Genomic DNA, 15629 nt, shown 5'->3' with positions numbered 1-15629 from the left:
GAAGTACAAGATTCCAACGGAAAACTAGCAAGAGCCTTGGCATGGCGCACCTGACAAAATTATCAGGTCATGGAAGCGCGACTGTTATTTCTATCAGTTGCCCGGATACAAGCGCTTATCTAAGGTCGTCGATGTAACGCCTGATCACGGTACCCGCATAGGTAAACAGGGTCATCAACCTTGCAATGGAACTGCCATGTTCTACTCGGTCACTTTGAATCTGATCCTGCTTGCAGCAACCCTGGTTCCTGGCCAGACGGCGCTGGCAGCCTCGGGCCCGGAAACAGCACAGGTGCTGCAAGCCCGCTATTTGGCATCAAGCAAAGATTGTGGCAGCACCAACAAACCCCGCTTCCTTTGCACAGGCGTGATACTCAAGGGCACGACCCACCTGAATCAGGAACACAGCTGGACCCCGACGCCCGAGGAACGCGCCAATGGCGGTACGGCCTACAGTTATCTGGCCTGGGATGTCGCCTTCGACCGGCTGGCCCTGAACGATACCAACGGCTACATCATTTACCCCGGTGAAAAGCGACCGCAGGGTATCCGAGCTTTGCAGGTATTGTGCTTCTTCCCGGCCGACCCAGGGGCGCATGAGCGCATCGACAACGGTTGTGGACAGTTGCGAGGGGGCGACGACAGTAGCCAACCCTGTTATCAGCAAGGCATCGACACCGCCCGGAAGTGGCATGACAAATACATCAGCAACCCCGCCGGGCAATGTGGCTTCTCGGTTGCAGACGGGCTTGGACGCGATGCAGTGAAAGGTTTCAATGTCGGGGTTGAGGCCGCATGGATGCTCAAACCCAGGCAGAACAACGAACTGCGGGCCAAGACCTGGGAGGCAACTCCCTCCGAACAACTGCCGATACAGGCGTTCTTCTACCTGCGCGGCAGCCCGGAGGGGATGCGCAGGGCGCAGAACGACCAACGCCAGTTCTATCAGGAAACCGGAACATTCGTGCCGATCATCACGCTGACATTGCCACAGGGAAACACCCAAGCCAGTTTCGAATATTTCGATGCTTACCAGGCGCAATTGGGCGACGTGATCTGTAAACGTTACTTCGTTTCCGGCCGCTGGTTCGAACGCGCGGATGTCAATCCACCCCATACCGAATGGGCCTTGGGGCTGCTGCCGACAGACTGCGCCAGGGCGGTGAAGGCCAATCCCTCTCAGGTTGCGCAGGAAACCGCAGACCGGGAGATGCGCGAGAAATTCGCCCAGGACCCGCAGTGGGTGCAGAACGACAAGGGCGGCATGACGCAGCAGATGGTTTGCCACATGCTTATCGCCCATGACAAACGCAACTGGAACCTCGAGCCGTTCCGACCGAACCTGCCTCTGGAAGACTACTTGCGCGACGGTTGCAATCCACTAGAAAAAGGCGAGGATCTCACGGGCGCGCGTTGATCTGCTGCTGCAGGTTCTGGATCTGGCTCTGCAGGGTGTTGAGGCTGCGCGTGGTCTGGCCACGGAAAGCATCGAACTCCTGCACCGAAGCACCGCTGGCAGTCGCCGGACGGTTGTCGGCCTGGCTCTTGAGCACCAGCACATCCTGCGCCAGCCCCTCGATCGCCGCGCCCTGCTTCTTCACTGCAGCCACCTCGTTGCTCAGGCTCTTGAGCTGGCCATCGAGCTTGCCGCCATCGACCTGACCCGACTTGAGCGCCGCAAGCTCGGTGTTGACTGCCTTGAGCTGCGCCTGTAACTGGGTCTGCAACTCAGTCACCGCCTTCTGCTGCTCGCGGGTGTCGGCCAGCACCTGCTCCAGGCGCTTGCCCAGATCACCCGCCTGCCCGACCACGCCTTCCTGCTGCTTGCCCTGCTCGGCCAGGCTGGCCTGCAACTGGCGGATCTGCAGCTTCAAGGCTTCGCTGCCAGTGCTGTTGCTGGATTCGCTGGCCTCGACCTTGCCGCTGATCGCCTGCAGGCGGCCGGCAGCTTCCTCGCTGATGCGGGCAAAGCTCTCCTGGGTGGCCACCAGTTGCTGCTCCATCAGCGAGATCTGCTGGAAGCTCCACCAGCCCAGCCCGGCGAGGGCGATGAACGAAGCCACCAGCAACGCCCACAAAGGGCCATTGCTGGCGGGCCGCGCAGCTTTCTGCCGACCACGGGCCACGTGGGCCGGGAGCAGCTCGTCATCGTCGGGCGTACCCGCCCTGAGGACCGGCACATCATCGAAATCGTCGTGGGCATCGTTGCGCATGGGTAGGTTCGACCGCACTAATAGCAAAGAGACATATTATAAACCGCCAGGGCGGCGCACTGCTGACCATCGTCCGCCCGACAGGTTCACTGCTGCCCCGGAAGGTGCTTCCACCAAGCGCAGAATTCATCCAGCGCGGTCCACAGGCTGACCTTGGGGCGATAGTCGAGATTATGCCGGGCGCGGCTGATGTCGAGGGTGAAATCCTTGCTCATCACCTGCATCGCGGTGCGGGTCAGGGTGGGTTGCGGCCGCCCAGGCCAGAGCATGCAGGCGGCCTCGTTGACGGCTGCCAGGCTGTAGGCCAGGCGATAGGAGCGGTAACGGCTGACCTGGGGCAACTGCATCTGGCGCATCACATAGTTGACCACGTCCCACAGTGGCAATGGCTGGCCGTTGCTGATGTTGTAGGCCTGGCCCAGCGCCTGCTCTTCGGCGAACAGGGCGCTGAGCAGCGCCTCGTTGAGATTGTGCACACTGGTGAAGTCGACCTTGTTCAGGCCATTTCCGATGATCGCCAGGCGTCCCTTTGCCTGCATGCGCATCAGCCGCGGGAAGATGCTCGCATCACCTGCGCCGGTGACGAAGCGCGGGCGCAGGGCGAGGACTTCGAGGCCGAACTCCTGGGCACCAAAGACCTTCTGCTCGGCCAGGTGCTTGGTCAGCGCGTAGTGATCGTGAAAACGCCGCGGCACCTGCTCTTCACGGATGTCCTGGCGCGCGCGGCCATTGAAGTAGATCGATGGCGACGACAGGTGCACCAGGCGCCGCACATGCTCTTTCAGGCAGCCTTCGACCACGTTCTCGGTGAGCACCACGTTGCCATGGTGAAAATCCTGGTAACGCCCCCAGTTACCCACTGCGCCCGCGCAATGCACCACGGCATCGACGCCCTGGCACAAGCGACGCGCCACCTCGGCATCGCCCAGGTCGCCCGGAATGAACTGCGCCCCGCGCTTGACCAGGTGTTCGACGCCTTCGGCACGGCGACCGTTGACCCGCACCTGCAGGCCCTGCTCCAGGGCAAAACGCGCAAAGCGTCCGCCAATGAAGCCGCTCGCGCCGGTGACCAGAATTCGCATGTAAGACTCCGCCTTGCCTGATTACAGATGCAGTTGACGCTGCCAATGCCTACAAGGGCACCAGCCAGCCCGGCGCCGCCTGGCGCAGGTGCTCGGTCAGTTGTGCGAGCAACTGCCCGCCATTGCGCCAATGATGCCAGTACAAGGGGACATCGATGGGAGTATCGCTGCAGATTTCCACCAGACGACCGTTTTCCATCTGCTCGCGGGCCTGCAGTTCCGGCACCAGCCCCCAGCCCAGACCGGCCTCGGTCAAACGCAGGAAGCCCTCGGAAGAGGGGCACAGATGATGCAAAAAACCATCCTCGATCCCCAGGGATGCCAGGTAACGGTGCTGCAGGAAATCGTCCGGCCCGTAGACCACGGCAGGGGTACGGGCCAGCCGCGCAGCCTCGAAACCCCGTGGGAAATGTCGCGTCATGAACGCCTGGCTGGCCAAGGCACGGTAGCGCATCGCCCCTAGCGGCAGGCTGCGTGCCCCGGCGACCGGGCGTTCGCTGCCGCACAGGCAAGCCGCCACTTCACCGGCGCGCATACGCCGCAGGCCAACCTCCTGGTCCTCCACCACCAGATCCAGCAACAGCCGCTGGCCGGCACAGAAATCACCGACCGCTCCCGCCCACCAGGTCGCGAGGCTGTCGGCATTGAGGGCAATGCGCAAGCGCTCGGGCATGCCCTCTTCGTCCAACGCCGGTACCTGGCGTTGCAAGTCACGCTCGAGCAGGCGCACCTGCTGCACATGGTTGAGCAACTGGCGCCCGACCTCGGTCGGGCTCGGCGGCGTGGCGCGCACCAGCACCGGCTGGCCGACCCGCGCCTCGAGCAGCTTGATGCGCTGGGACACGGCCGATTGCGAAAGCCCCAGTACCTGCGCCGCACGCTCGAACCCGCCTTGCTCGATCACCGCCGCCAGGGCGGCCAGCAACTTGTAGTCGAACATCGATTTTCCTAATGCCAGATCAGGCCTATTTGTTTTTCTTATACCGCTCTGCCCCCCACAATGGCCAGCATCTTCTTGTCTGAACCGCGCTCCCTTCCATGGGAGCGCCCACGGAGTGTTTTCGCCATGTGGCAAAGTTATCTGAACGGCATGTTGGTGGCCTTCGGCCTGATCATGGCCATCGGCACGCAGAACGCCTTCGTCCTGGCCCAGAGCCTGCGGCGCGAACACCATCTGCCGGTGGCGCTGCTGTGCGTGGTGTGCGATGCGATCCTGGTGGCGGCCGGGGTGTTCGGCCTGGCGACGGTGCTGGCGCACAATCCGACCCTGCTGGCTGCTGCGCGCTGGGGTGGCGCGGCGTTCCTGATCTGGTACGGCGCCAAGGCCCTGCAACGCGCCTGCTCCAAGCAGAGCCTGGAGCAGCAGCAGGGCCAGGGCCTGCGTTCGCGGCGCGCCGTGCTGCTCAGCGCGCTGGCGGTAACCTTGCTCAACCCCCATGTGTACCTGGACACCGTGCTGCTGATCGGCTCGCTCGGCGCCCAGCAAACGGTACCCGGTGCCTATGTCGCCGGAGCCGCCAGCGCGTCGCTGGTGTGGTTCTTCACCCTGGCCCTGGGCGCGGCATGGCTCGCCCCCTGGCTGGCGCGCCCAAGCACCTGGCGACTGCTGGACCTGATGGTGGCGGTGATGATGTTCGCGGTGGCAGCACAGCTGATCTTCGGCTGATTGCCCACCGGTCGCCAGCGCCCAACCGCTCTGGAACCTCTATTCCCTATAGTTGTTGCGTGGTTATGCGCGGGGGCTGGTGCTATGATCCAGCCCTTGCGTCGCAAAGAGTAAAAACTCGCCGACGCTCATCGGGCCGCCCGTGATCGGCCTTGCGCAAACCGCAAACAGACCTGAATCAGGAGATCCACCATGGCTTTTGAATTGCCGCCGCTGCCGTACGCCCACGATGCCCTGCAGCCGCACATCTCCAAGGAAACCCTGGAGTTTCACCACGACAAGCACCACAACACCTATGTCGTGAACCTGAACAACCTGGTCCCAGGCACCGAATTCGAAGGCAAGTCGCTGGAAGAAATCGTCAAGACCTCCTCGGGCGGTATCTTCAACAACGCCGCTCAAGTCTGGAACCACACCTTCTACTGGAACTGCCTGGCACCGAACGCCGGCGGCCAGCCAACTGGCGCCCTGGCCGAGGCCATCAACGCGGCCTTCGGTTCCTTCGACAAGTTCAAGGAAGAGTTCACCAAGACGTCGGTCGGCACCTTCGGTTCCGGCTGGGGCTGGCTGGTGAAGAAGGCTGACGGTTCCCTGGCCCTGGCCAGCACCATCGGCGCCGGCAACCCGCTGACCAGCGGCGACACCCCGCTGCTGACCTGCGACGTCTGGGAACACGCCTACTACATCGACTACCGCAACCTGCGTCCGAAGTACGTCGAGGCGTTCTGGAACCTGGTCAACTGGAAGTTCGTTGCCGAGCAGTTCGAAGGCAAGACCTTCAAGGCCTGATCACTCAGCGCCCAGAAAAACCCGGCTTCGGCCGGGTTTTTTCGTTTCCGCTGCCGGTGTTTTCCAGCGCCGCCACTCTTGCTCCCCCCCAATACCACGCTAACATCAACCTTCTGGAAAGTTGACGCAGGACACTCAAGTCGCATGCCCGTGTAACCGATACAATGCTCAGGGTGCATCCAGCGACGGGCCCCTCGCCTGCCGCGGCAATCGGTCGATTAGTGTATTGCCAAGGTTGATGGCAAAATAATGGCATGCGCATGGATTAAGGAAACCCCATTGAAGCTGGAATTTCGGAACAGCTTGTCGGTCAAGTTGCTCAGGGTCGTGCTGCTGTCGGCGCTCGCGGTGGGCGTCGTTCTCAGCTGTGCGCAGATCGTCTATGACACCTACAAGACCCGTCAGGCCGTCAACAACGATGCCCAGCGCATCCTCGACATGTTCCGCGACCCTTCGACACAAGCGGTCTACAGCCTCGACCGGGAAATGGGCATGCAAGTCATGGAGGGCCTGTTCCAGGACGAGTCGGTGCGCATGGCCTCCATCGGCCACCCCAATGAAACCATGCTCGCGCAGAAGTCCCGCCCCCTGCAGGACATGCCCCTGCGCTGGCTCACCGACCTGATCCTCGGCCAGGAACGCACCTACACCACGCAACTGGTCGGTCGCGGGCCGTACAGCGAATACTACGGCGACCTCAGCATCACCCTCGATACCGCCAGCTACGGCGAGGGCTTTCTGGTCAATGCCGTGATCATCTTCATTTCCGGCGTGCTGCGCGCCCTGGCCATGGGCCTGGTGCTCTATCTCGTGTACCACTGGCTGCTGACCAAGCCGCTGTCGAAGATCATCGAACACCTCACCCAGATCAACCCCGATCGCCCCAGCCAGCACCAGATTCCCCAGCTCAAGGGTCACGAACGCAATGAACTCGGGCTCTGGGTCGACACTGCCAACCAGTTGCTGGCCTCCATCGAACGCAACACCCACCTGCGCCACGAAGCGGAAAACAGCCTGCAGCGCATGGCCCAGTACGACTTTCTCACCGGCCTGCCCAATCGCCAGCAACTGCAGCAGCAGTTGGACAAGATCCTCGTCGACGGCGGGCGCCTGCAGCATCGCGTGGCGGTGCTGTGCGTCGGCCTGGACGACTTCAAGGGCATCAACGAGCAGTTCAGCTACCAGGTCGGCGACCAGTTGCTGCTGGCCCTGGCCGATCGCCTGCGCGCCCACAGTGGCCGACTCGGCGCCCTCGCCCGCCTCGGTGGCGACCAGTTCGCCCTGGTCCAGGCCAACATCGAGCAGCCCTATGAAGCGGCGGAGCTGGCCCAGAGCATTCTTGACGACCTGGAAGTCCCCTTCGCCCTCGACCACCAGGAAATCCGCCTGCGCGCCACCATCGGCATCACCCTGTTCCCCGAAGACGGCGACAGCACCGAGAAACTGCTGCAAAAGGCCGAGCAGACCATGACCCTGGCCAAGGCCCGCTCACGCAACCGCTACCAGTTCTACATCGCCAGCGTCGACAGCGAGATGCGCCGGCGCCGGGAGCTGGAAAAGGACCTGCGCGAAGCACTGCCACGCAACCAGCTGTACCTGGTGTACCAGCCGCAGATCAGTTACCGCGACCACCGCGTGGTGGGCGTCGAGGCGCTGCTGCGCTGGCAGCATCCGGAGCTGGGCATGGTACCGCCGGACCAGTTCATCCCGCTGGCCGAACAGAACGGCAACATCATCGCCATCGGTGAATGGGTGCTCGACCAGGCCTGCCGCCAGCTGCGCGAATGGCACGACCTGGGTTTCAGCGAGCTGCGCATGGCAGTCAACCTGTCCACCGTGCAACTGCACCACAACGAGCTGCCGCGGGTGGTCAACAACCTGCTGCAGGCCTATCGCCTGCCGCCACGCAGCCTGGAGCTGGAAGTGACCGAAACCGGCCTGATGGAAGACATCAGCACCGCCGCGCAGCACCTGCTGAGCCTGCGCCGTTCCGGCGCGCTGATCGCCATCGATGACTTCGGCACCGGCTATTCCTCGCTCAGCTACCTGAAATCGTTGCCGCTGGACAAGATCAAGATCGACAAGAGCTTCGTCCAGGACCTGCTCGACGACGATGACGACGCCACCATCGTTCGCGCCATCATCCAGCTGGGCAAGAGCCTGGGCATGCAGGTGATCGCCGAGGGGGTGGAAACCGCCGAGCAGGAAACCTACATCATTGCCCAGGGCTGCCATGAAGGTCAGGGCTACCACTACAGCAAGCCACTGCCGTCGCGCGAGCTGACAGCCTTCCTGAAACACGCGCAGCGCAACCAGGTCTCGGCGCTCTGAAGGCTGTCGTCATCGGCGATGCTCAAAACGACATTTGCAGGAAAAACGCGGCCAACCCTTTACACCAAATGCAAATCTTTCGCATTATGTTGCGGTTTCGCGTGCCACGGCGCAGCGCTTCCACCACATGGTCCAACCACACGACGCAGGGAAACCAACAATGATTCGAATGCCTCTGGCCTCCGCCAGTCTGCTGGCCATCGCCATCGCTCTCGCCGGCTGCGGTGAAGGCAAGGACGACAAGGCTGCCGCCCCGCAAGCCCAGGCACCTGCCACCAGCACCGCCGCCGCGCCGGGGGCAGTCGATGAAGCGGCCGCCAAGGCCGTGGTCAAGCACTATGCCGAAATGGTCCATGCCGTGTACAGCGACTCGCTGAGCACCGCCAAGCAACTGCAGACCGCCATCGACGCCTTCCTGGCCAAGCCCAACGATGAAACCTTGAAAGCCGCCAGGGACGCCTGGGTCGCCTCTCGCGTGCCTTACCTGCAGAGCGAAGCCTTCCGCTTCGGCAACACCATCATCGACGACTGGGAAGGCCAGGTGAACGCCTGGCCCCTGGACGAAGGCCTGATCGACTACGTCGACAAGAGCTACGAGCACGCCCTGGGCAACCCGGCGGCCAACGCCAACATCATCGCCAATCCGGAAATCCAGGTCGGCGAGGACAAGATCGACGTCAAGGAAATCACCCCGGAGAAACTGGCCAGCCTGAACGAGCTGGGCGGCTCCGAAGCCAACGTCGCCACCGGCTACCATGCCATCGAATTCCTGCTCTGGGGCCAGGACCTCAACGGCACCGGCCCTGGCGCGGGCAACCGTCCGGCATCGGACTATCTCGAAGGCCAGGGTGCCACCGGTGGCCACAACGACCGCCGCCGCGCCTACCTCAAGGCCGTCACCGACCTGCTGGTCAGCGATCTCGACGAGATGGTCGGCAACTGGGCGCCGAACGTGGCCGACAACTACCGTGCTTCGCTGGAAGCCGAACCGGTCAAGGACGGCCTGCGCAAGATGCTGTTCGGCATGGGCAGCCTGTCGCTGGGCGAACTGGCGGGCGAGCGCATGAAAGTCTCGTTGGAAGCCAACTCCCCTGAAGACGAGCACGACTGCTTCAGCGACAACACCCACTGGTCGCACTTCTACGACGCCAAGGGCATTCGCAACATCTACCTGGGCGAGTACACCCGTCCGGACGGCTCCAAGGTGAGCGGCCCGAGCCTGTCGTCGCTGGTGGCCAAGGTCGACCCGGCTACCGATGCCACGCTCAAGGCCGACCTGCAGGACACCGAGGCGAAGATCCAGGTGATCGTCGACCACGCCCTCAAGGGCGAGCACTACGACCAGCTGATCGCAGCCGACAACGCCGCCGGCAACCAGGTGGTACGCGACGCCATCGCAGCACTGGTCAAGCAGACCGGTGCCATCGAGCAGGCCGCCGGCAAGCTGGGCATCGACAACCTGAACCCGGACACCGCCGACCACGAGTTCTGATTCGCCCACTGTGCGACACCCCGAACGCCCGGCCTGTGCCGGGCGTTTTCATTTGCGCGCCGCTGCAGTATTTCCCGCTGCCCGGCGCCCGGGACCACGCGCATCCTGCACGCCTTGAACTCACTGCGGCAGGAGGCACCATGCTGGACATTCTCGATGTGTGGGGCGAAGGCCGTATCGTCCAGAGACACGGCAAGCAATACATCGTCACCGGCTTCGTCGGCGCGCAGAACCTCAACAAGGCCGGCCAGCACATCTCCAACGGTCCCTTCGCGGGTGATCCGATCCCCAACAAGGTCGTGGTCTACGAGTACGAAGCTCCCGATTTCCCCATAGACAGCCGTTCGGTACCACACGTGACGCTGATGGGCGCACCCATCACCCAGCACGTGGCCGAGGAAATGTGCCGTGTCGTCGGCCGGGCCGGAAAGATCTATCTGTACGACCCCAACGAACCCGATCGACGCCGGTTCGAGGCGGTCGCTTTCCAGCTCGGCCTGCACCTCGAAGGCCGATTCACACCCAGCGACCTGGATCCCCCTTTCAACGAAATCACGCTGCTCGCGGTGTATGTCTATCGCGCACCGAGCGGCCCCCTGCCACGTCCGGCACCCCATCCGTAAAGGAGGCCCCATGGCCCGCGTCACCTATCTGCGCAGTATCGCCAACAACACGCCCTACACCATGACCCTGGTCGACGGCGAAGACCCGGGCATGAGCCTTGCCATCGGCGCCCAGGCCGCCTGGACCGGATCGCTGGCAGTGCCGTGGATCGGCCGTGGCGACGAAGACCACAAGGCACTGCGGCTGATTCTCGGACCGCGTGCCGAAACCAACCTTTTCGTGTTCCAGGATTACTGGCAACCGGCCGGCGAAAACGCGATCAAGTACCTGGAGGCGCCTGCCATGTCCTACACCTCCGAGCATGTCGAGGAAGTTTCCGGAAACAACCGAGGTGGGGGCTCGAAGAACCTGATCATCAGCCTGGTCGGACGGGACTTCAGGCTGTATATCGCCTGAACCCGCGCCGGTCGGCCGGATTTTCAGCTGCAAACGCAAATTGCTCTTATTCGATGATCCTGGGCCTGATAAGCTTGCACGCCGGTTTTTCGCTCACGCCCAGGATTCTCGATGTCCTTGTCGCTGTCCCGACTCCCACTTCTGCTGCTGGCCACTGCACTGGCCGCCTGTGACGACGCACCGCGTTTCACCCAGGCCGAGCCCGGCGAAGCCCTGTCCGGCGGCAAGGCGACGATCCTGCGCAGCGACCGCAATGCCTTCTCCATGCCTTCGGCCAATCTTTCACCCGAGCGGCGCCTGGACTTCAGCGTCGGCAACAGTTTCTTCCGCAGCCCCTGGGTGATCGCGCCCGCCACCACCACCGCCCGCGACGGCCTGGGGCCGCTGTTCAACACCAACGCCTGCCAGAACTGCCACATCCGCGACGGGCGCGGCCATCCGCCAGAAGCCGGGGCCAGCAATGCGGTGTCGATGCTGGTACGCCTGTCGATTCCCGACCAGCCGCAGTTCGTCAGGGAAATCGAGCGTCTGGGCGTGGTGCCCGAGCCGGTCTACGGCATACAGCTGCAAGACATGGCGATCCCCGGAGTCGCCCCCGAAGGCAAGGTGCGCATCAGCTACGACAGCGAAACGGTCACCTTCGAGGATGGCCACCAGGTCGAACTGCGTCGCCCGACCGTGCAGATCACCCAGCTTGGCTACGGCCCGATGCACCCCGACACGCGAATCTCCGCACGGGTCGCCCCGCCGATGATCGGCCTGGGCCTGCTCGAGGCGATCCCGGAAGCTGCGATCCTGGCCAACGAAGATCCGCACGATCGCAACAACGACGGCATCCGTGGCCGGGCCAACCGGGTCTGGGACGATGCCCAGGGCAAGACTGTGGTCGGTCGCTTCGGCTGGAAAGCCGGGCAGCCCAACGTCAACCAGCAGAATGTGCACGCCTTCGCTGGCGACATGGGCCTGACCAGCACGCTCAAGCCCGAGGACGACTGCACGCCCGCCCAGCTCGAGTGCCTGGCCGCACCCAACGGTGACGGTGCCGACGGCGAGAAGGAAGTCAGCGACAACATCCTGCGCCTGGTCACCTTCTATACCCGCAACCTCGCCGTGCCGGCGCGCCGCGAGGTGAATGCGCCGCAGGTGCTGGCTGGCAAGACCCTGTTCTTCCAGGCTGGCTGCCAGGGCTGCCACACTCCGCAGTTCACCACCGCCAGCAACACGCTGGAGCCTGAGCTGGCCAACCAGGTGATTCGTCCGTACAGCGACCTGCTGCTGCACGACATGGGGCCTGGCCTGGCCGACAACCGCAGCGAATTCGCCGCCGGTGGCCAGGACTGGCGCACCCCGCCGCTGTGGGGCATCGGCCTGACCGAAACCGTCAGCGGCCACACCCAGTTTCTCCATGACGGCCGCGCCCGCAACCTGCTCGAGGCCGTGCTCTGGCACGGCGGCGAAGCCGAGGCTGCACGCCGTCACGTATTGACCTTCAATGCCGAGCAACGCGCCGCGCTGCTGGCTTTCCTGAACTCACTTTAAACGCGCAAGGAGCCGGGCATGTTCCGACCCAAACTGTTGTTCACCAGCCTCGCCGCCATCGCCCTGGGCGCCTGCTCGCCGCAGGACCAGCAGGCAGTGACTTCCGCTGCCATCGCCCAGCAGGTGATCCTGCCGACCTACAGCCGCTGGGTCGAGGCCGACCGTCAACTGGCCGCCAGCGCCCTGGCCTACTGCGAAGGCAAGCAAGGCCTGGACACCGCCCGCGCCGACTTCCTCAACGCGCAGAAGGCCTGGGCCGAACTGCAACCGCTGCTGGTCGGGCCGCTGGCCGAAGGCAACCGCGCCTGGCAGGTGCAGTTCTGGCCCGACAAGAAGAACCTGGTCGGCCGGCAGGTCGAGCAACTGGTCAACGGCGACAAGCCAGTCGACGCCGATGCCCTGGGCAAGGCCAGCGTCGTGGTCCGCGGTCTTTCGGCCTACGAGTACATTCTGTTCGACAGCAAGCCGGACATCGCCACCGCTGAGCAGAAAGCCCGCTACTGCCCATTGCTGGTGGCCATTGCCGAGCACCAGAAGGCCCTGGCCGAAGACATTCTCAAAAGCTGGAACAGCACCGACGGCATGCTGTCGCAGATGACCAAGTTCCCCAACCAGCGCTATGCCGACTCGCACGAGGCCATCGCCGACCTGCTGCGTGCCCAGGTCACCGCGCTGGACACCCTGAAGAAGAAACTTGGCGCACCCATGGGTCGCCAGAGCAAGGGCATCGTGCAGCCGCTGCAGGCCGAAGCCTGGCGCAGCCACTCCTCGCTCAAGAGCCTGGAGGCTTCGCTCAAGGCTGCCGAAACCGTCTGGACCGGGGTCGACAACAAGGGCCTGCGCGGCCTGCTGGGCAAGGATCAGAGCGCGCTGGCGCAAAAGATCGACGATGCCTACGCCACCTCTGCCAAACTGCTGGCCGATAACCAGAAGACCCTGGGCGAGCTGCTCGCCGACGACACAGGCAAGCAGACCCTCAACCAGATCTACGACAGCCTCAACGTCGTCCACCGCCTGCACGAAGGCGAGCTGGCCAAGGCGTTGAACATCCAGCTGGGCTTCAATGCCAACGACGGTGACTGATCATGCTGCGACGCCAGGCCCTCAAAATCGGTAGCGTGCTGCTCAGCGCCCTGACGCTCGGCGGCTGGACCCTGCTGCGCAACAAGGGCAGCGAGCCCCTGCTGCTGTCGGCGCGCGACGATGCCGACGGCGGCCACCACGCCGTGGGCTATCGCCTCGACGGTACCCAGGTGTTCGTCACCCGGGTGGCCCAGCGTTGCCATGCGATCATCCATCACCCCGAGCAGCCGATCGCCCTGTTCGTGGCCCGCCGTCCGGGCACCGAGAGCTACCTGATCGACCTGCGTGACGGACGCCTGTTGCAGACCGTCACTTCCCAGCCGAACCGGCACTTCTACGGGCATGCCGTGATCCACAAGGATGGCGAGTGGCTGTACGCCACCGAGAACGACACCACCGATCCCGGGCGTGGCGTGCTGGGTGTCTACCGCTTCGAGGGCGAGCGCCTGGTGCACAGCGGCGAGATCTCTACCCATGGCATCGGTCCGCACGAAGTGGCCTGGTTGCCCGACGGTGAAACCCTGGTGGTGGCCAACGGTGGCATTCGCACCGAGGCCGAAAGCCGGGTGGAAATGAACCTCGACGCCATGCAGCCAAGCCTGGTGCTGATGCAGCGCGACGGCACGCTGTTGAGCAAGGAGACCCTGGCCCAGCAGATGAACAGCGTGCGCCATCTCGCGGTGGGCAGCGACGGCACCATCCTCGCCTGCCAGCAGTTCATGGGCGGTTCGGATGAAACCGCCGAGCTGCTGGCGATCAAGCGTCCGGGCGAGGCGTTCAAGGCCTTCCCGGTGCCGGAGCGGCAGTTGCAGTCCATGGCCCAGTACACCGCCAGCGTGGCCGTGCACAGCGACCTGCGCCTGGTGGCGCTGACCGCACCGCGGGCCAATCGCCTGTTCATCTGGGACCTGGACAGCGGCGCGGTGAAGCTCGATGCGCCGATGCCCGACTGCGCCGGGGTCGGGCCGGTGAAGGACGGCTTCGTCGTCACTTCCGGGCAAGGGCGCTGCCGCTACTACGATTGCCGCAAGGCCGAGCTGGTCGGGCAGCCGATGAATTTGCCGTCCGGGTTGTGGGACAACCACCTGCATCTGGTCTGATTTCCTGCTGACCATGACGGCCCTGTCGCGCATCTGATCCCGCGACAGGGCCAATAGGGTCAATACATCTCCCACTTCCCGAAAAACAGTCAATACTTGCCTTCATCCGCACGTGGGCAGGATCGCCCGTGGTCGTGCCATAACCACAACAACGACAGCCAAGGAACCGGACCATGCTACGCCGCCGCATGCTGATCATGCTGGCCGTGGTGCTGCTGATCGTGCTTGCCCTGGGGGGCATCAAGGCCTTTTCGATCTATCGCCAGATCCAGGTCTTCACCGCACCCAAACCCGCGATCAGCGTTGCAGCCACCAAGGCCGAACAACGCCAGTGGCAGGAGCGCCTGCCAGCGGTCGGCAGCCTCAAGGCGTTGCAGGGCGTCGAGCTCAGCCTTGAAGTGGCCGGCACGGTCAAGCGCCTGCATTTCGACTCCGGCCAGCAGGTCAGGGTCGGCCAACTGCTGCTGGAGCTCGACAGCGACCAGGAAGCCGCAGTGCTGGGCACGGCCCAGGCCGACCTGGGGCTGGCCAAGGTCGATTTCGGCCGTGGCAGCCAACTGGTAGGCGACTCGGCGATTTCCCGTGGCGAATTCGACCGTCTCTCCGCCCAGTACCGGCGCAACCAGGCGGTGGTCGAGCAGCTCAAGGCCTCCCTGGCCAAGAAGAGTATGAAGGCGCCGTTCAGCGGCACCATCGGCATCCGCCAGGTGGATGTCGGTGACTACCTCGCCAGCGGCACCGTGATCGCCACGCTGCAGGACCTCTCCAGCCTCTATGTCGACTTCAACGTGCCCGAGCAGGCACTGCCACGGTTGTCTCTCGGCCAGCAGGTAGTCGTGCAGGTGGCGGCATTCCCCGACCAGACCTTCACCGCCAGCCTCAGCGCGATCAACCCCAAGGTCGAGGAAAGCACGCGCAACCTGCTGCTGCGTGCCACCCTGGCCAACCCCGATGGCAAGCTGCTGCCCGGCATGTTCGCCAGCCTGCTGGTGCTGCTGCCCGATCCGCAGCCGCAGGTGGTGGTCCCGGAAAGCGCCGTCACCTACACCCTCTACGGCAACTCGATCTATGTGGTCGGCGAAAAGAAGGCCGACGACGGCCAGTCGCAGTTGATCGCCGAGCAGCGCACAGTGCAGACCGGCGAACGGCGCGACGGCGTGGTGGTGATCAGCAAAGGGCTGCAGGCCGGTGAGCAGGTGGTCACTGCCGGGCAGTTGAAACTCAGCCCCGGCGCCGCCATCCGCATCAGCCAGGACCCGCCCCTGCAGCCCGCCGACGCCCAGGGCGCGGCCGCCACCCACTGACGCGGAGGCC

The 15629-nt window shown here is 64.0% G+C and carries 14 protein-coding genes; 11 read left to right on the top strand and 3 right to left on the bottom strand.

From position 1 onward, the window contains the following. Positions 1 to 196 precede the first annotated feature (196 nt). A complete protein-coding gene (locus AC1TXO_RS05730; protein WP_486405417.1) occupies positions 197 to 1417 on the top strand; it encodes a DUF2599 domain-containing protein in 1221 nt (406 codons plus the stop codon). On the opposite strand, the gene AC1TXO_RS05725 is transcribed toward AC1TXO_RS05730, so the two are convergent. The 3 genes from AC1TXO_RS05725 to AC1TXO_RS05715 form a co-directional block, all read right to left on the bottom strand. Then, the gene (locus AC1TXO_RS05725; RefSeq protein WP_486405416.1) at positions 1401 to 2213 is read right to left on the bottom strand and encodes an ATPase; all 813 of its coding nucleotides are present in this window, start codon (positions 2211 to 2213) and stop codon (positions 1401 to 1403) included. The genes AC1TXO_RS05730 and AC1TXO_RS05725 overlap by 17 nt on opposite strands. 86 nt (positions 2214 to 2299) lie before the next feature. Continuing rightward, positions 2300 to 3295 (bottom strand): NAD-dependent epimerase/dehydratase family protein, encoded by a 996-nt coding sequence (locus AC1TXO_RS05720; protein WP_486405415.1) that lies wholly within the window; start codon positions 3293 to 3295, stop codon positions 2300 to 2302. A gap of 49 nt (positions 3296 to 3344) precedes the next feature. After that, positions 3345 to 4235 (bottom strand): LysR family transcriptional regulator ArgP, encoded by an 891-nt coding sequence (locus AC1TXO_RS05715; protein WP_486405414.1) that lies wholly within the window; start codon positions 4233 to 4235, stop codon positions 3345 to 3347. Positions 4236 to 4361: 126 nt separating this feature from the next. On the opposite strand from AC1TXO_RS05715, the gene AC1TXO_RS05710 reads away from it, so the two are divergent. The 10 genes from AC1TXO_RS05710 to AC1TXO_RS05665 all read left to right on the top strand — a co-directional run bounded on the left by AC1TXO_RS05710 (position 4362) and on the right by AC1TXO_RS05665 (position 15619). Continuing rightward, complete coding sequence (locus AC1TXO_RS05710; RefSeq protein WP_486405413.1) at positions 4362 to 4961, top strand: LysE/ArgO family amino acid transporter; 600 nt, start codon at positions 4362 to 4364, stop codon at positions 4959 to 4961. Positions 4962 to 5153: 192 nt separating this feature from the next. Then, positions 5154 to 5750 carry a superoxide dismutase gene (locus AC1TXO_RS05705; RefSeq protein ID WP_054893818.1) on the top strand — a complete coding sequence of 199 codons (597 nt, stop codon included), beginning with the start codon at positions 5154 to 5156 and terminating at the stop codon, positions 5748 to 5750. A gap of 279 nt (positions 5751 to 6029) precedes the next feature. Beyond that, positions 6030 to 8081: a putative bifunctional diguanylate cyclase/phosphodiesterase gene (locus AC1TXO_RS05700; RefSeq protein WP_411383172.1), complete on the top strand. Its 2052-nt coding sequence runs from the start codon at positions 6030 to 6032 to the stop codon at positions 8079 to 8081. A 160-nt stretch (positions 8082 to 8241) separates the two neighbouring features. Further along, positions 8242 to 9573 carry an imelysin family protein gene (locus AC1TXO_RS05695; protein ID WP_486405412.1) on the top strand — a complete coding sequence of 444 codons (1332 nt, stop codon included), beginning with the start codon at positions 8242 to 8244 and terminating at the stop codon, positions 9571 to 9573. Positions 9574 to 9713: 140 nt separating this feature from the next. Continuing rightward, complete coding sequence (locus tag AC1TXO_RS05690; protein ID WP_486405411.1) at positions 9714 to 10196, top strand: hypothetical protein; 483 nt, start codon at positions 9714 to 9716, stop codon at positions 10194 to 10196. 10 nt (positions 10197 to 10206) lie between these two features. Continuing rightward, a complete protein-coding gene (locus AC1TXO_RS05685) occupies positions 10207 to 10593 on the top strand; it encodes a hypothetical protein (RefSeq protein WP_486405410.1) in 387 nt (128 codons plus the stop codon). A 111-nt stretch (positions 10594 to 10704) separates the two neighbouring features. Further along, positions 10705 to 12132: a di-heme oxidoreductase family protein gene (locus AC1TXO_RS05680; RefSeq protein WP_486405409.1), complete on the top strand. Its 1428-nt coding sequence runs from the start codon at positions 10705 to 10707 to the stop codon at positions 12130 to 12132. 18 nt (positions 12133 to 12150) lie between these two features. Then, entirely contained in the window at positions 12151 to 13215 is a 1065-nt protein-coding gene (locus AC1TXO_RS05675; protein WP_486405408.1) for an imelysin family protein, read from the top strand. Between the two features lie 2 nt (positions 13216 to 13217). Further along, positions 13218 to 14315: a DUF1513 domain-containing protein gene (locus tag AC1TXO_RS05670; RefSeq protein ID WP_486405407.1), complete on the top strand. Its 1098-nt coding sequence runs from the start codon at positions 13218 to 13220 to the stop codon at positions 14313 to 14315. Between the two features lie 173 nt (positions 14316 to 14488). After that, a complete protein-coding gene (locus tag AC1TXO_RS05665) occupies positions 14489 to 15619 on the top strand; it encodes an efflux RND transporter periplasmic adaptor subunit (protein ID WP_486405406.1) in 1131 nt (376 codons plus the stop codon). Positions 15620 to 15629: the final 10 nt, after the last annotated feature.

The sequence above is a fragment of the Pseudomonas sp. FA117 genome (genome assembly GCF_057370475.1).
Note: the sequence above shows the minus strand (reverse complement) of the source record. Positions and strands in the feature narration are given on the sequence as shown.